This window comes from Vibrio owensii (assembly GCF_002021755.1).
In the GTDB taxonomy this organism is placed as follows: domain Bacteria; phylum Pseudomonadota; class Gammaproteobacteria; order Enterobacterales; family Vibrionaceae; genus Vibrio; species Vibrio owensii.
This window is the reverse complement of record NZ_CP019959.1, coordinates 1,224,494-1,240,132: the sequence shown is the minus strand read 5'-3', so window position 1 is coordinate 1,240,132 and position 15,639 is coordinate 1,224,494. Positions and strand designations below refer to the sequence as shown.

At 46.1% G+C, this 15,639-nt stretch carries 13 protein-coding genes and 2 pseudogenes; 8 read left to right on the top strand and 7 right to left on the bottom strand.

Annotated elements, in window-relative coordinates; all coding sequences use genetic code 11:
• The first annotated feature begins 78 nt into the window (after positions 1–78).
• The 5 genes and pseudogenes from A9237_RS05510 (at position 79) to phoU (ending at position 5,536) form a co-directional block, all read left to right on the top strand.
• Positions 79–2,283, top strand: a complete 2,205-nt coding sequence (locus A9237_RS05510) for an ABC transporter permease subunit (RefSeq protein ID WP_017188513.1) — start codon at positions 79–81, stop codon at positions 2,281–2,283.
• Between the two features lie 27 nt (positions 2,284–2,310).
• Positions 2,311–2,542 (top strand): annotated as a pseudogene (locus tag A9237_RS27650) (phosphate ABC transporter permease PstA); the annotation flags it as partial.
• A 509-nt stretch (positions 2,543–3,051) separates the two neighbouring features.
• Positions 3,052–3,984, top strand: a pseudogene (pstA, locus tag A9237_RS27645) (phosphate ABC transporter permease PstA); the annotation flags it as partial.
• 2 nt (positions 3,985–3,986) lie between these two features.
• Positions 3,987–4,805 carry a phosphate ABC transporter ATP-binding protein PstB gene (gene pstB, locus A9237_RS05500; RefSeq protein WP_005424834.1) on the top strand — a complete coding sequence of 273 codons (819 nt, stop codon included), beginning with the start codon at positions 3,987–3,989 and terminating at the stop codon, positions 4,803–4,805.
• Between the two features lie 32 nt (positions 4,806–4,837).
• The gene (phoU, locus tag A9237_RS05495; protein ID WP_005440349.1) at positions 4,838–5,536 is read left to right on the top strand and encodes a phosphate signaling complex protein PhoU; all 699 of its coding nucleotides are present in this window, start codon (positions 4,838–4,840) and stop codon (positions 5,534–5,536) included.
• Between the two features lie 2 nt (positions 5,537–5,538).
• Here phoU and A9237_RS05490 read toward each other — a convergent pair whose 3' ends face one another.
• The 6 genes from A9237_RS05490 to A9237_RS05460 all read right to left on the bottom strand — a co-directional run bounded on the left by A9237_RS05490 (position 5,539) and on the right by A9237_RS05460 (position 10,280).
• Positions 5,539–6,018 carry a hypothetical protein gene (locus A9237_RS05490; protein WP_078607817.1) on the bottom strand — a complete coding sequence of 160 codons (480 nt, stop codon included), beginning with the start codon at positions 6,016–6,018 and terminating at the stop codon, positions 5,539–5,541.
• 57 nt (positions 6,019–6,075) lie between these two features.
• Complete coding sequence (locus A9237_RS05485) at positions 6,076–6,714, bottom strand: YadA C-terminal domain-containing protein (RefSeq protein WP_078607816.1); 639 nt, start codon at positions 6,712–6,714, stop codon at positions 6,076–6,078.
• A 153-nt stretch (positions 6,715–6,867) separates the two neighbouring features.
• The gene (locus A9237_RS05480; protein ID WP_045415754.1) at positions 6,868–7,800 is read right to left on the bottom strand and encodes a LysR family transcriptional regulator; all 933 of its coding nucleotides are present in this window, start codon (positions 7,798–7,800) and stop codon (positions 6,868–6,870) included.
• A 9-nt stretch (positions 7,801–7,809) separates the two neighbouring features.
• Positions 7,810–8,586 (bottom strand): polyphosphate kinase 2, encoded by a 777-nt coding sequence (gene ppk2, locus A9237_RS05475; RefSeq protein ID WP_020194977.1) that lies wholly within the window; start codon positions 8,584–8,586, stop codon positions 7,810–7,812.
• 66 nt (positions 8,587–8,652) lie between these two features.
• On the bottom strand, positions 8,653–9,396 hold the full coding sequence (locus A9237_RS05470) for a copper homeostasis protein CutC (RefSeq protein WP_078607815.1): 744 nt from the start codon (positions 9,394–9,396) through the stop codon (positions 8,653–8,655).
• Positions 9,397–9,671: 275 nt separating this feature from the next.
• Complete coding sequence (locus tag A9237_RS05460; RefSeq protein ID WP_005424820.1) at positions 9,672–10,280, bottom strand: peroxiredoxin C; 609 nt, start codon at positions 10,278–10,280, stop codon at positions 9,672–9,674.
• 200 nt (positions 10,281–10,480) lie between these two features.
• Between A9237_RS05460 and A9237_RS05455 the strand changes: the two genes are divergently transcribed.
• The 3 genes from A9237_RS05455 to aceA all read left to right on the top strand — a co-directional run bounded on the left by A9237_RS05455 (position 10,481) and on the right by aceA (position 15,063).
• Positions 10,481–11,386, top strand: a complete 906-nt coding sequence (locus A9237_RS05455; RefSeq protein ID WP_005440336.1) for a hydrogen peroxide-inducible genes activator — start codon at positions 10,481–10,483, stop codon at positions 11,384–11,386.
• 606 nt (positions 11,387–11,992) lie between these two features.
• Positions 11,993–13,621, top strand: coding sequence for a malate synthase A (gene aceB / locus A9237_RS05450; RefSeq protein ID WP_078607813.1), 1,629 nt, complete (start codon positions 11,993–11,995; stop codon positions 13,619–13,621).
• Positions 13,622–13,749: 128 nt separating this feature from the next.
• On the top strand, positions 13,750–15,063 hold the full coding sequence (aceA, locus tag A9237_RS05445) for an isocitrate lyase (protein ID WP_005440333.1): 1,314 nt from the start codon (positions 13,750–13,752) through the stop codon (positions 15,061–15,063).
• 106 nt (positions 15,064–15,169) lie between these two features.
• On the opposite strand, the gene A9237_RS05440 is transcribed toward aceA, so the two are convergent.
• On the bottom strand, positions 15,170–15,616 hold the full coding sequence (locus A9237_RS05440) for a CBS domain-containing protein (protein WP_009705566.1): 447 nt from the start codon (positions 15,614–15,616) through the stop codon (positions 15,170–15,172).
• Between the last annotated feature and the right edge of the window lie 23 nt (positions 15,617–15,639).

The window sequence follows — 15,639 nt, the reverse complement described above, 5'->3', positions numbered from 1 at the left end:
TTGTTTAATGTGATCTGTAATATAATTGTCATCTTAACGACATATTCTAGTACTAAGTCAAAAAGGGTAGAGAGATCAATGGCACAAGCCGAGTTTTCATTGCAGGAAAAAGATAAAAAACGATTGATCAAAGATCGTTTGGTTCGATTTGCAGTGACATCCGGTGGTGTAGGCGTTCTTGCTGCTCTTGTGTTGATCTTTGTTTACCTTGCGATGGTGATCATTCCTCTGTTTTCTGATGCAGAGATCGAAACCAATTATGCCGCTCGTGCTACCCAAAGCGGGAAGCCACTCGCAATTTCCGTTGATGATTACTCTCAAATCGGTCTGGTGTTAACACAATCCGGTGAAGTGCGTTTTCTTCCTCTCGATGATTCCAGCAAGCCTGCGCTGTACACTCAGCAGATAGCCAACAACCCAGTGGCATTTTCTCAGTCTGCGCCAGGGTTAGGGTGGTATGGTTTGGTTGATGACCAAGGCAAAGCGCACATCTTCAAGCCAGAATTTAACGCAACGCTGCGCGAAAACACTCGCCCACCAGAAGTCGTGCCGTTTCGAACTTCAATGGACATGCAACTGACAGATGCATCCGATCCAGTTAAGAAGTTTGTTTTTAGTACTTCCACGCAAGCTCCAACCCTTGTTTGGCAAACACAAAGCGGCGTAATAAAAGCGCGTTGGCAGGTTCCTCAACTGTTAGATGCATCACCTGTTACCCATGATTACACCTTCTCTTCAGGTTTTGATGCGCCAGACCAAATGTTGCTGACGCCAGATGGCAATAACCTTTACTTGAGAAATGGATCAGAGCTGATTGTCTTGGTGAAAGGTGACAACAAGTTTTCAGTGCGTGAAGTGATCGATTTGACTCAGGGTGATAAAAAGCACTCAGTGAGAACGATGGATTTGTTGGCTGGGGCGTATTCCCTGCTTGTTACGCATAACGATGGGCGTGTATCGCAATGGTTTGATACGTTGCAGGGCGACCAGCGAACTTTGACTCACATTCGTGACTTTAAGTTGGCGTCTGAGCTGAAGTATTTACTTCCCGATTCACACCGTAAAGGTTTCTATAGTTTTTACACCAACGGTACGTTGCAAAGCCACTACACCACCAGTGAGAAATTGGTACTGTTTAAGCGTGCCTACAAACAAGCGCCAGTGATGGCAGGGATGTCGAATAACGAGCGCTACCTGATCACATGGCAAAACGACGAATTAAATGTTGCGTTTGTTGATAACCCGTACCCAGAAGTCTCTCTGTCTTCCTTATGGCAAAAGGTTTGGTATGAAGGTTACCCAGAGCCTGAATTTGTGTGGCAATCCACCTCAGCCAGTGATGACTTCGAGGCGAAATTCAGCTTAGTGCCAATTGCGTTTGGTACCATCAAGGCGGCGATGTTCGCAATGCTGTTCTCGGTACCACTGGCTGTACTGGGCGCAATTTATACCGCTTACTTTATGTCACCACGTATGCGTCGCGTGGTGAAGCCATCAATCGAGTTAATGGAAGCTTTGCCTACCGTTATCATCGGTTTCCTTGCCGGACTTTGGTTCGCCCCGATTGTGGAAGACCATTTGATTACCGTTGTGGTGATGTTGTTTGTTCTGCCTCTGAGCACCATGGTGATGGGCGGTCTATGGGCGCTGATCCCACAACCGATACGTAACCGCCTGCCAAACGGGTGGCATGCTTTGGTGTTAATGCCTTTGCTTCTGCTGTTGATCGGTTTGGGTGTGTGGGTATCACCAATGCTTGAACAAGCCTTCTTTGGCGGGGACATGCGTTTGTTCCTGACTGACCATGGCATTGGCTTTGACCAACGCAACGCGCTGGTGGTTGGCTTGGCGATGGGCTTTGCGGTTATTCCAACGATTTTCACCATTGCCGAAGATGCGATTTTCTCTGTACCTAAGCACTTATCGGATGGTTCATTAGCACTTGGCGCGACGCCATGGCAAACCCTGATTTATGTGGTTCTGCTGACAGCCAGTCCGGGGATCTTCTCGGCAATCATGATGGGACTTGGTCGCGCTGTGGGCGAAACCATGATTGTATTAATGGCGACGGGTAATACGCCATTAATGGATTGGAACGTACTAGAGGGCTTGCGTAGCTTGTCGGCGACCATTGCGGTTGAATTGCCAGAGTCGGAAGTAGGCAGTTCGCACTACCGATTGTTGTTCCTATCGGCATTAATTTTGTTTGTCTTCACCTTTGCGGTGAACGCCTTGGCGGAATGGGTTCGTCAAAGACTAAGAGATAAATATCGTGCGTTGTAATCAGTTAACGAAAGAGCGAGTAATAGCGTGTTAAATTGGATTCGTTCTGGCGCACCTTGGATTTGGTTAACTGGGGGAGCGGTAAGCATCAGTCTGCTTTCTGTCCTCGGGTTATTGCTATTGATTGGCTGGAAGGGGCTTACTTACTTCTGGCCTGCGCCACTTTATCAATGGAATGTTGCTGCACTGACACCGGTGCAGGGCGAAGTGCTGCATGAAAACTCGATTCTGGTTGGTCAGGTGTACGAACGCAGCTTCGTGCCAAGAAGTTACCTGCCAAAAGAAGCAGCAGATAAACTAGCAGAAGACGAAGAGTTTGCGACGCGCCTAAATATCAAAATTGCCAACCGTGAATTGTACCCAGCAGACTTTATTTCTGTGTTGAGAATGCAGTTGGATGACCCAACGACGCCGGGCGAATGGGCAGTGATTGAACGCAGTAGCGGTGGCTACTTCTTCGGTAAGTTTGTTGCCTTCCAAGATGGTAAAACGCGTTACGAAAACAACATTCAAAAGCTTTTGGATCAAAAACTCGAAGATGCCGAAACCTTGCATCATGAAATCGACATGCTGGTGGATGACCAAGTAAAAGACTTGGGATGGCAATTGGAGCAGCTTCGTTTAGACAAACGTAAGCATGAGCTTAACGACACCATCACTGAAGAACTTTTAGCAAACAACAGCAAGCGTAAGGCAGAAATTGAAGCTGAGTTAGCCAAGCTAGACATGCAACTTGACGGGCTGCGCTTGGGCTTCTCTGATTATGCGCTGATTGTCGAAGATATGACTGGGACTCAAGTTTCGATTCCATTAGAAGACATTTTGGACTACTGGTATCCAAACCAAATGTCACTACCTGAAAAAGTTACCCATTGGGGGAAACAGGTTTGGAAGTTCTTATCCGAAGACCCTCGTGAATCGAACTCAGAAGGTGGTGTTTTCCCCGCGATTTTCGGTACGGTTTTTTTGGTTATCATCATGTCGATCATCGTGATGCCATTGGGTGTGGTTGCGGCGATTTATTTGCATGAATACGCTAAAAACAATGCCCTAACTCGAGTGATCCGTATTGCGGTGATTAACCTTGCCGGTGTTCCTTCTATTGTTTACGGCGTATTTGGTTTGGGCTTTTTTGTTTACACCATTGGTGCCTCTATCGATAACCTGTTTTACGCTGAGAGATTACCCGCTCCAACCTTTGGTACGCCGGGTCTGTTGTGGTCAGCATTGACGCTAGCGGTCTTGACTCTACCAGTAGTAATTGTCACCACAGAAGAAGGTTTAACCCGTATTCCGAGTTCAGTTCGTCATGGCTCGTTAGCCTTGGGTGCAACACAGTTTGAGACCTTGTGGCGTGTGGTTTTGCCTATGGCAACCCCTGCGATAATCACTGGTTTGATTCTTGCGATTGCTCGCGCTGCGGGTGAGGTAGCACCATTGATGCTGGTGGGGGTCGTGAAATTAGCTTCGAGCTTGCCGGTGGATGGGCAATTCCCTTATGTGCATTTGGATAGAAAGTTCATGCACTTAGGCTTCCACATTTACGATGTTGGATTCCAGACCTCGAATATCGAAGCTGCGCGTCCGTTGGTTTACGCGACTTCCTTCTTACTCGTGACGGTTATTGTCGGACTAAACTTAACAGCAATCAGTATTCGTAATAATCTGCGAGAGAAATACCGAACTTTAGGACAAGATTAAGCATGTTTAACTTTGATAATACATTAGGTTATGAGCCGCCATTGGATGTGCACAACCTGACGGATGAACAAACGGCTATCTCGATTGAGAACCTTAATCTTTTCTATGGTCAGGCTCAGGCGCTGCACGACATTTCCATGCGTATTCCAAAGGGGCGCGTAACCGCATTCATCGGACCGTCCGGCTGTGGTAAATCCACATTGCTGCGCTGTATCAACCGAATGAACGATTTAGTCGAAGGTTGTAAGGTGACAGGAAAAGTACGTTTGCACGGTAAGAATGTGTATAACCCAAGTGTGGATGTTGCCACGCTGCGTCGCCGAGTAGGCATGGTATTCCAGCGCCCAAACCCATTCCCTAAGTCGATTTACGAAAACGTGGTTTACGGTCTTCGTTTACAAGGTGTGAAGAACAGTCGCATGTTGGACGATGCGGTCGAGCGTTCACTGCGTTCTGCGGCATTATGGGACGAAGTAAAAGATCGTCTACATGAAAATGCATTTGGACTTTCTGGCGGTCAGCAACAACGTTTAGTGATTGCTCGCGCCGTCGCGATTGAGCCAGAAGTACTATTATTGGATGAACCAACGTCGGCTTTGGATCCAATCTCAACTTTAACTATTGAAGAGCTTATCAACGAGCTCAAGACTCAATATACTGTGGTTATCGTTACCCATAACATGCAACAAGCGGCGCGCGTCAGTGACCACACTGCGTTCATTCATATGGGTAAGTTGATTGAATACTCGGATGCGGATTCGATCTTCACCTCTCCAATGAAGAAACAAACCGAAGATTACATTACTGGTCGTTACGGTTAAGCCGCGACCTTTCAAGGATTAAAAGGAAAGCCATGCACTTTGGACGTCACATCTCAGGACAATTTAACGTAGAGCTAGAATCGATTCGTACCCATGTACTTACCATGGGAGGCTTGGTAGAACAGCAGTTGTCGTATGCTATTCAAGCCTTGCATAAAGAAGACATCGAGCTGGCGCGTAAAGTTGTGCGTGATGATCACAAAGTTAATGCGATGGAAGTGTCGATTGATGACGCTTGTACTCGCATTATTGCCAAGCGTCAGCCTACGGCAAAAGACTTACGTTTGATCATGGCTATCATTAAGACCATCACAGATCTTGAGCGCATTGGTGATGTTGCAACGCGTATTGCCTACGTGGCGATTGAAAGCCCATCATCGAAAGAGCGCCAATTCCAAGTCTCGTTAGAGCCTTTATGCCGTCAAGCAATCCAAATGCTTCACCAAGTGCTCGATGCCTTTGCGCGTATGGATGTAGAAGCCGCTGCAGAAGTGCACAAGCTTGATGATAAGTTGGATGCGGAATACGAAGCGGTGATTCGTCAGCTGATGACTTACATGATGGAAGATCCGAAAAACATTCCACACATTCTGCAAGTGATGTGGTCTGCACGTGCCATTGAACGTGTAGGTGACCGTTGCCAGAACATCTGTGAATACATTATCTACTTCGTGAAAGGGAAAGATGTACGCCACCTAGGTGATCAAAGCATCGATGACGTGCTGAAATAACCTTATAACCGCAGACCAAAACCCACAGAGAAATTAATTGCCGTATCGGTAAACGTGTGGGTTTTGTCGTCTTTAAAGATATCCAAATCCGCTCCTGCCCTGACTGAGAGAATCGGATTCACCTGATACACATAAGCACCACCGATGCTCAGTCCTGTCGTATCTCTTCTTTCTTCTTTGTAAGTCCCATCATAACTGGCTATACCAAGGCTAGCTTGAAAGCCCATTTGTGGCTGGTGATCAAACATGTGTTGAAAACCAACGCGATAGGCATCGATGGTTTCATCAAAGTTTCCACCGGTGTAGGTCACTCGAGAGTAATCAAAATAGAGTGCATCAAAGCCTGCAATATCATTCGTTCCAAATTGAATACCAGCGCCACGAAACGAGCCAACTTTCACTTCTGGAGAAATAAATACACCAGAGGCTTGGGCTGAAAGCGGTGCGATAATTAGGGCAATAAGAGAAAGGGGGCGTTTCATAGTTCTACCTAAAAAGATGCCTTCCTTGGCAAATGGACTTACTGAATGAACGTGTGCTTACTTAAAGCTGATTTGGACACCAACGCCGCCAGCAACGTCAGATGAAGAATATTTGCCTGATGATTCGTAGTGGAAGGTACCTGATAAACTAACTTGGTCTGTTAGGCCGTAAGCACCGCCAACCGCGACCGCTTCTTTGCTACCTGAGAAGCCAACACCTGCACCGATGGCCAGTTCGCCATGAGTCGCATAAGGACGAGCGTTGGTGACAGCATGTAGACTTGCGCGAATACCATCCATTTGTTCTGCTTGTTGGTTTAGGCGGTAATCGTATTCTGCTGCTAAGCCTTCTAAATGGTTAAGACGATCATCCGTCGGATTATTTTCGATAGGGTTTGATGGCAGTTGTGGCATTGGGCGGTCTGGAACATGAGGTACGCCATTATCTACTTCTGGAAGCGTTGGATGTTCAGGTGCCGCTTCAATTGGTGGTGTTGGCGATAAATCTGGGCGTGGACGATCTGGCACACCAGGAACACCGTTATCAACTTCAGGCAAAACCGGTTGCTCTGGTACCCCTTGAATTGGGTTGGTTGGAGTGCCTGGGTTTGGGCGATCTGGAATGTGGCCTGCGAATGAGCTGAAAGAAGCAAGAAGGGCACTAGCAGCAGTAAGCTTTACAAGTTTATTTGTCATGTCTGAACTCTCAATAAGTAAACGAGGAACAGCATCCTTACTGTAAGCAATCGCTCTTTCTAAATTCCCTTTGAAGCAGGGCTATCTTATTGAGAAGTATTTTTTATGACTAAGTAGGTCTAATTATTTTGATGATAACAATTTCTTATCAGGTTAAGGCTTGTTAGCTTGTATTGTTAAACCTTGTTGGATAAGGCCAACGAGCCAACTGACGAGTGGATTATTGCGGTTTCTCACATGCATATGAGCGTGAATAGACTTCATTTGTGGTTGACCATCAATCGTGACATCAACGGCTCTTAATCCCGGAAATTGCTCAACCGGAAGTAAATTGGAGTGAGGTAAATACATGTCGGTGTGTTTGACGACATCAAGTATTGCAGAGACCATTTCTGAGCGAAAGCCAATGCTGTGTTCAACGCCCATTTCGGTAAGAAGCTCGGACGCGTAACTGAACTTGTCGTTCCACCCTGGGGAAATCAAAGAAGCGATTGGGTATCCGCCAAGATCATGAGGTTCAACATGAGGTTTGGTGATCGGGTGATCTTCACGGACAAAAATACGCCCTTTCAAATCCAGTAGCTTCGGCGTGTAGATCTCTTTGTTGGTTAGAAGTAACTCGTAATTTACTCCCATCAGTGTTTCACCTTTCAAGATCTCATCAACCGTACTGTTCGACCAACCAACTAATTCAAGTTGAGCGTTAGGGGCCAACGCTCTCATTTGTTCGAAGAGGAAACCGGGCAAGCAAGTCATTGTGATTGGTGCCAGTGCAATTCGAATTTTGTTGTCCACTTCGGCAGGATCAAACTGATGAGAGCGGTTAACTGCGGCAGCTAAACCATCGAGGTGCGGCGTAATATCGTTGGCGAGAGATTCGGCGAACGGTGTCGGTTCAAGACCTGTTTTTACTTTCACAAACAGCTCGTCATCGAAGTGATTACGTAGCTTTTGTAGCGCTTGACTGATGGCGGGCTGTGAGACGAACAAGCGCTGAGAGGCTTTACGCATGTTTTTCTCTTGCATCAAAATCATAAAGGTCTTGAGCAGATTCAGGTCAAGGGTGTGAAACAGGTCTTTCGCCATGGTACATCTCTAATATTTATCGGGTACGAAGGTTTGATCGTCGATAGGTGCACGAACATACCCTTCTTTGTTCAGTTCTGGCAGTTCAATCACCGGATGTTCGAGCTCTTCGTATTCTACTTGGCTGAGCAAGTGGCTGATACAATTCAAACGTGCTTTCTTTTTATCATCAGAAGGCACTACCCACCAAGGACAGTGTTTGGTGTCTGTGTAAGCAAACATTTTGTCTTTTGCCTCTGAATATTCTGCCCAGCGATTGCGCGATTCCAAATCCATCGGGCTGAACTTCCAGCGTTTGATTGGGGTATTGATACGTTCTAGAAAACGCTTTTCTTGCTCTTCATCGGAGACCGAAAACCAGTACTTAATTAAGATGATGCCAGAGCGTTGCAACATGCGTTCAAACTCCGGGCAAGAGCGGAGAAACTCTTCATATTGATCTGGGGTACAAAAGCCCATGACTTTCTCTACGCCAGCACGGTTGTACCAACTGCGGTCAAACAGCACGATTTCCCCAGCAGCAGGCAGGTGTGCTACATAGCGCTGGAAGTACCATTGTGTTTTTTCTTTTTCTGTTGGGGCGGGAAGGGCTGCGATACGGCAGACACGAGGGTTAAGTTTTTCAGTGATGCGCTTGATGGTGCCACCTTTGCCAGCGGCGTCGCGTCCTTCAAACAGTACCACGACTTTAAGCCCTTTGTGTTTGACCCACTCTTGGAGCTTAACCAACTCAATTTGCAGCTGTTCTAGTGCTTCTTCGTATTCCTTTTTCTTTAGTTTCGCCATGTTTCCTCCCGTCCTTAGTTATCAATATGTTAGCACTCAATAACTAAAGACGGGATTTGAAAGCGCTTAATTGAGAGCTGTTACCATGTTCGCGATAGCATCGGTGTTGGTGACTGGAATCGAAAAATCATCCACATCGGCAGCGCCCATTTTGCTTTGCTCGGCAATAAAGGTCATGTGACTAGGGCGAGTTGTCTTGCCCGATAAATGCACTTCGGTGACTTTGGCTTGCTCAACGATCTGGCCAACATTGTCCGAGTTCACACCGGCGCCTGCCATGATCGCAATGCGTCCTTGTGCTTGCTCAACTAAGGCTTTAAGCACATCGATCCCTTGCGGTGCAGAAGGCGCAAGGCCGGAAGTCAAAATACGCTCACAGCCTAAAGTGATCACTTCTTCTAACGCTTTTTCAGCGTCACGACACTGGTCAAAGGCACGATGAAAAGTCACGCCTAAGCCAAGCGCTTGAGCAAATTCACATAGTGCAGTTGCGTACGGCATATGAATGTCACCGTTTTGAGTGAGCACGCCGAGCACGACACCATTCAAGCCAGCTTGTTTAGCGGCTTCAATATCCCAACGCATCATTTCGATTTCTTCCTCACTGTAGAAGAAGTCACCTTGGCGAGGGCGAATCATCGCGTAAACCGGAATAGTAGAGTGTTTAGCGGCTTGCTGCATAAAGCCATAGCTTGGCGTTAAGCCACCCAAAGCAAGTGAAGAGCAGAGTTCGATGCGGGTTGCACCACCGGCAATCGCGTTGTGGAGAGATTCAATGTTATCAATACAGACTTCAAGTTGAGTGTTCACGAGGTTGTCCTGAATTATTGTAATTACAGCAAATACTAGCAGGACGAAAGGGGAGAATCTGTACTAAGACCGAGGGAAATAGAGGTAAACTTTTTACGTGATGCTTACCTCTTTTGCTTTTCCAAAGTGCAGATAAAAAGAAAGCCCAGAGCGAACTCTGGGCTTTTTTATGACTTTACTTAGACTGATTGGCGTTTGCGGTTTTTCCGCTATAGCTTTTTGCTTTATATATACATCCAACCAACACACCCATTGAGCTTGGGCGGCAGTGTCCATTACTTGCTTAGGTCGTCTGCGTGCTCAGATAGGAACGCTGCAACACCTTTTGGAGATGCGTCCATACCTGCTTTACCTTCTTCCCATTGTGCAGGACATACTTCGCCGTGCTTCTGGTGGAAGTTTAGTGCATCAACCATGCGTAGCATTTCGTCGATGTTACGACCTAGTGGTAGATCGTTAACTACTTGGTGACGTACAAGACCGTCTTCGTCGATTAGGAAAGAACCACGGAAAGCAACGCCTGCTTCTGGGTGCTCTACATCGTACGCTTTACAGATTTCGTGCTTAACGTCAGCAACTAGAGGGTATTTAACTTGACCGATACCGCCATCTTCGATAGCAGTGTTACGCCATGCGTTGTGAGAGAACTGAGAATCGATAGAAACACCGATTACTTCAACACCTTTAGCTTGGAAATCAGCTAGGCGGTTGTCGAATGCGATTAGCTCAGATGGGCAAACGAAAGTGAAATCTAGTGGGTAGAAGAATACTACTGCTTTCTTACCTTTAGTGAATTCTGCAAAGTTGAAGTTTTCAACGATTTCGCCGTTACCTAGAACAGCTGCTGCAGTAAAGTCAGGGGCTTGACGACCTACTAGTACCATTTTTTTGCTCCTAAAAATTTTGGTTTGCTCCAAACCTACATTCAGTTATTTAGGTTTGGTCCGTGTTTGTGCGAGACAAACTATAGTACAGATTGTAGTATTGAAAAAAGCGAAATAAATAGATTGAGTTCATCGAAAAAAGCGATAACACCGAAACTATTATCTCGATCACTGGAACAGCAATAGATACAAATAGAATTATGAATAAATGGCCTAGCTTGAAGCAGTTACACTATTTGGTCACTCTGCACGAAACTCGACATTTTAGTGATGCTGCTGAGCGTTGTTTTGTCAGTCAATCTACTTTAAGTAAAGGCATCCAAAACCTTGAAGAATTGATTGGTTGTCCGCTTTACGAAAAGAAAGATAAAAAAAGCCCATTGGTTTTCACCCAAGCTGGTGAGATGGTGGTGCAGCATGGTCGAGAACTTCTCGCTAAAGGGCAAGATCTTGTTGAGTTGGGACGTTTATGCCAAGGCGATGATATGGAAGGGCAGCTTAAAGTAGGCTGTATTCCGACCATTGCTCCTTTCTTATTGTGCGACCTTGTCCAAGAGGTGAACTACCGCTTCCCTCAATTAAACCTTCTATTAAGAGAAGATACGACGACTAACTTGCTACAAGCACTTCGCCATGGTGAGTTGGACGTATTGATTCTAGCTCTACCAGTAGAAATAGAGGGAATGGAAAGTCGAGTGGTGGGGCAAGACCCATTCCGCATGGTGATCAGCGCCAATCAAGCGGATTCCGTACCTGTGCCGATCCGTTATGCTGACTTGCCAGATGAATCTGTCTTCTTATTAGAGAAAGAGCACTGTCTTACAGAGCACGCGGTTTCAGCATGTAAGCTAACTGACAAAGAGAAGATCAACCCATTCACCGCAACCAGTCTTCATACATTGGTGCAAATGGTGGCGAATGGTCTGGGCACCACGTTCATTCCGCAAATGGCGATTGATCATGGTTTGCTACACAACCAGAACTTGGTGGTGATCGACCCTCCTGGTCAGCAAGCGTATCGCGATATTGGTTTGGTTTGGCGTCCGAGCTCGTCACGATCAAACACTTTCAATCAATTGGCAGAAGTCGTCTCTGAACTGCTTTAGCTATTAGTATTAGCCTGCTACTCCCGATCTAATATCAAAAAGCGCACTAGAAATAGTGTGCTTTTTAGCATTTTATTCTGCGCGTGAACTTTGACTTGTAAAATTTTACAGATGAACTTTCATGAAGCTTTCATAAAATAGTGAAATTTCACAATGTTAATTTTACACAACTGCCTGTGTAACGCGTTTAAGTCGTGTTTAATTTCCTCTTCCTAGCCCTTGTGAATACAAGGATTTTTCTCCTGCCTCACTATTCATACGCTTGTTTGAATTCAAAAATAACCTGTAAAATTTATGTAATTTAATTACGTAATAACTTACAAATTGGACTCAAAAATCAAACACTTGTTTGATACCGAATAAAACTTTGAATTTAACGTTTTGTTTACTTGAGGGGTTTCGCTTAAACCTTTGTTGGGTTAGCTTAATTAAAGGCTTGTAAGACTTATGTCTAGATTGAAAAAGCAATTCAGGTTGCGCAATGTATAGACACAACGAAGCGAAGTGAACACCAAATCGAAGGATGTAATTTGTTGTTCATAACTTACAAATGTAGCTTTAGGCTGACTGCCCAAGATGGATAAAGCACGTTAAGGATGAATGATTATGCTTGCTCAGACAGAACAAAAAACACAACAACTAAAGCAAACCCAAGGCATGCTTGAGGTGAATGGAGTCGTTGCTCCTGAACATCAAGCAATTTTCCCTGTTGAAGCCCAAACCTTTTTATCTCTATTGTGTGAAAAATTTGCCGGACGTGTTGAACAGTTGTTGGAAGCACGAGAAGAGAAGCAAGCACGTATCGACGCTGGTGAACTGCCAGACTTTCTACCAGAGACACAAGACATTCGTGAAGGAAGTTGGAAGATCCTTGGAATTCCGCAAGATCTGCAAGATCGCCGAGTGGAGATTACAGGACCGACTGATCGCAAGATGGTGATTAACGCACTGAATGCGAATGTAAAAGTGTTCATGGCAGACTTCGAAGATTCGATGTCCCCTGCGTGGAGTAAAGTTCTGGATGGTCAAATCAACCTGCACGATGCTGTTAATGGCACTATCAGCTACACCAACCCTGGCAATGACAAACACTATCAGCTGGCAGAAGACCCAGCGGTGTTGATCTGCCGTGTTCGCGGACTGCATTTAAAAGAAAAACACGTAACGTGGCACGGTCAGATCATTCCAGGTGCGCTATTTGATTTCGCTCTGTACTTCTACAACAACTACAAAGCGCTACTGAAAAAGGGAAGCGGTCCTTACTTCTACATTCCAAAACTGCAATCGCATCATGAAGCGAAGTGGTGGAGCGAAGTGTTCCATTTCACCGAAGAGTATTTCGGTTTGGATACTGGCACCATCAAAGCGACTGTACTGATTGAAACCTTACCAGCCGTATTCGAAATGGATGAGATTCTGTTCTCTCTGAAAGAGCACATCGTTGGTTTGAACTGTGGTCGCTGGGATTACATCTTTAGCTACATCAAAACACTGAAAAACCACCCAGATCGCGTACTTCCGGATCGCCAAGTGGTGACCATGGACAAGCCATTCCTCAACGCTTACTCAAGATTATTGGTGCGTACTTGTCACAAACGTGGCGCATTTGCGATGGGCGGCATGGCAGCCTTTATTCCGGCTAAAGACCCACAAGAAAACCAAAAAGTACTGGATAAGATCCACAACGATAAATCGCTAGAAGCTAACAATGGTCATGACGGTACTTGGGTTGCTCATCCGGGGTTGGCAGACACCGCAATGGAAGTGTTCAGTGCCACACTGGGGCAGCGCACCAACCAATTGGATGTGAGCCGCTCAGAAGACGCACCAATCACCGCCGCAGAGTTACTTGAACCGTGCGAGGGTGAACGCTCAGAAGAGGGTATGCGTCATAACATCCGCGTTGCGTTGCAATACATTGAAGCTTGGATCTCTGGCAACGGTTGTGTGCCGATTTACGGACTGATGGAAGACGCAGCAACGGCAGAAATCTCCCGTGCTTCTATCTGGCAATGGATTCAACACGGCAAGTCGCTCGACAACGGATTGAAGGTCACTAAAGAGCTGTTCGAACTCTATCTGAAAGAAGAGATTGAAGTCGTGAAGCAAGAAATTGGTGAGCAGCGTTACCAAGCAGGTCGATTTGAAGAAGCGGCAGACTTGATGGCAAGGCTCACCACGAGTGATGAACTGACCAACTTTTTAACCATTCCAGGTTACGACTACTTGGATTAACCCAAAGATTTAGAACACTAATTTATTTAACCAATACGTGAAGGATTCGAGGCAGATAAGGATGTACTGCCTGAGAACGGAAAACTCAACGCACATGCACAAGTGCACATTATAAGAGGGATAGACCAATGACTAACTTAACTCGCCGCCAACAAATTGAAGCTCTGGAAAAAGATTGGGCAACCAACCCACGCTGGAAAAACGTAAAGCGTACTTACACAGCAGAAGAAGTGGTAGAACTGCGTGGCTCTATGGTGCCTGCGAACACAATCGCACAACGTGGTGCTGACAAACTTTGGTCACTGGTCAACGGTAGTTCAAAGAAAGGTTACGTAAACTGTCTTGGTGCACTGACGGGTGGTCAAGCCGTACAGCAAGCAAAAGCAGGTATTGAAGCTATTTACCTATCAGGTTGGCAGGTAGCGGCGGACAACAATACGGCTTCGACGATGTACCCAGACCAATCTCTGTACCCAGTAGATTCTGTGCCGTCGGTAGTAAAACGCATCAATAACTCATTCCGTCGTGCAGACCAAATTCAGTGGTCAGCAGGCAAGTCACCAGAAGACGAAGGCGGTATTGATTACTTCCTACCAATCGTAGCGGATGCGGAAGCAGGCTTTGGTGGCGTACTGAACGCCTACGAGCTAATGAAATCGATGATCGACGCAGGTGCGGCAGGTGTTCACTTTGAAGACCAACTGGCATCCGTGAAGAAGTGTGGTCACATGGGCGGTAAAGTACTGGTTCCAACTCAAGAAGCAGTGCAAAAACTGGTAGCCGCTCGCCTAGCAGCAGACGTTGCTGGCACGACAACACTAGTAATCGCACGTACCGATGCAAACGCAGCAGACCTACTAACATCTGACTGTGACCCATACGATAAAGACTTCATCGAAGGTGAGCGTACTCAAGAAGGTTTCTACCGTGTACGTGCTGGTATCGACCAAGCTATCTCTCGTGGTCTAGCTTACGCGCCATATGCGGATCTAATCTGGTGTGAGACAGCAACGCCTTGTCTAGAAGAAGCACGCAAGTTTGCAGAAGCGATTCATGCAGAGTACCCAGACCAACTGTTGGCATACAACTGTTCGCCTTCATTCAACTGGGAGAAGAACCTAGACGCAGAAACCATTGCTAAGTTCCAACAAGAGCTGGCTAACATGGGCTACAAGTACCAGTTCATCACGCTAGCTGGTATTCACAACATGTGGTTCAACATGTTCGAACTGGCACACGCTTACGCACAAGGCGAAGGCATGCGTCATTACGTTGAGAAAGTTCAGCGTCCTGAGTTTGAAGCGGCAGAAAAAGGCTACACGTTCGTAGCGCACCAACAAGAGGTTGGTACGGGTTACTTCGATAGAATGACCAATACAATCCAAGGTGGTAACTCATCAGTGACAGCACTGACAGGTTCTACTGAAGAAGACCAATTCTAATCAGCATAGAGTCCACAATTACTACGTTAGTAATGACATCTTTGAGCGGCAATTGAGCCGCTCTTTTTTTTGCCTGTAATCTGGGCAACTAACGTTTCGTTGCTTATTACTCTGCTTCGATTTCTTCTGGTTCTGTTTCTTCTTGCAGCTCTAACAAGTTAATCGCAATGGTTACAAAGTCTGTATCGGTGATGATGCCCACCAAGTGACCTTTATTGACCACTGGCAAACAGCCGACTTTGTGCTTTTGCATATAGATTGCGCTTTCCTTTAAACCAGCTCTTGGTTCAGCGGTCATGATGTTGGTGTGCATCATTTGGTAAAGCGGCGTGTCGAGGGTAAAAGATTGTTCAGCCTCATCTGGGTGCAAGCAGGATTCTTGTGCGGCAAGAATATCGCGTTGAGTCACCAAGCCTTTTAGGTGTTTATTGGCATCAACAACCGGAATATGTCGAATATCAAGCGCTTCCATCATGCTTTTTGCGTCACGTAATGTGTGCTCACGCAGCAAGGTATGAGGGTTGCGAGTCATCATGTCTTCAACCTTGATCATAGAGACCTCCAGCGGCATTGTCC

Excerpts from the sequence above, each read along its gene's own strand:
- A9237_RS05490 (WP_078607817.1), bottom strand. The coding sequence starts at position 6,018 with ATGAAACGCCCCCTTTCTCTTATTGCCCTAATTATCGCACCGCTTTCA.
- pstB (WP_005424834.1), top strand. The coding sequence starts at position 3,987 with ATGTTTAACTTTGATAATACATTAGGTTATGAGCCGCCATTGGATGTG.
- A9237_RS05460 (WP_005424820.1), bottom strand. The coding sequence starts at position 10,280 with ATGGTACTAGTAGGTCGTCAAGCCCCTGACTTTACTGCAGCAGCTGTT.
- A9237_RS05510 (WP_017188513.1), top strand. The coding sequence starts at position 79 with ATGGCACAAGCCGAGTTTTCATTGCAGGAAAAAGATAAAAAACGATTG.
- A9237_RS05440 (WP_009705566.1), bottom strand. The coding sequence starts at position 15,616 with ATGATCAAGGTTGAAGACATGATGACTCGCAACCCTCATACCTTGCTG.
- phoU (WP_005440349.1), top strand. The coding sequence starts at position 4,838 with ATGCACTTTGGACGTCACATCTCAGGACAATTTAACGTAGAGCTAGAA.
- aceA (WP_005440333.1), top strand. The coding sequence starts at position 13,750 with ATGACTAACTTAACTCGCCGCCAACAAATTGAAGCTCTGGAAAAAGAT.
- aceB (WP_078607813.1), top strand. The coding sequence starts at position 11,993 with ATGCTTGCTCAGACAGAACAAAAAACACAACAACTAAAGCAAACCCAA.
- A9237_RS05485 (WP_078607816.1), bottom strand. The coding sequence starts at position 6,714 with ATGACAAATAAACTTGTAAAGCTTACTGCTGCTAGTGCCCTTCTTGCT.
- A9237_RS05455 (WP_005440336.1), top strand. The coding sequence starts at position 10,481 with ATGAATAAATGGCCTAGCTTGAAGCAGTTACACTATTTGGTCACTCTG.
- A9237_RS05480 (WP_045415754.1), bottom strand. The coding sequence starts at position 7,800 with ATGGCGAAAGACCTGTTTCACACCCTTGACCTGAATCTGCTCAAGACC.
- ppk2 (WP_020194977.1), bottom strand. The coding sequence starts at position 8,586 with ATGGCGAAACTAAAGAAAAAGGAATACGAAGAAGCACTAGAACAGCTG.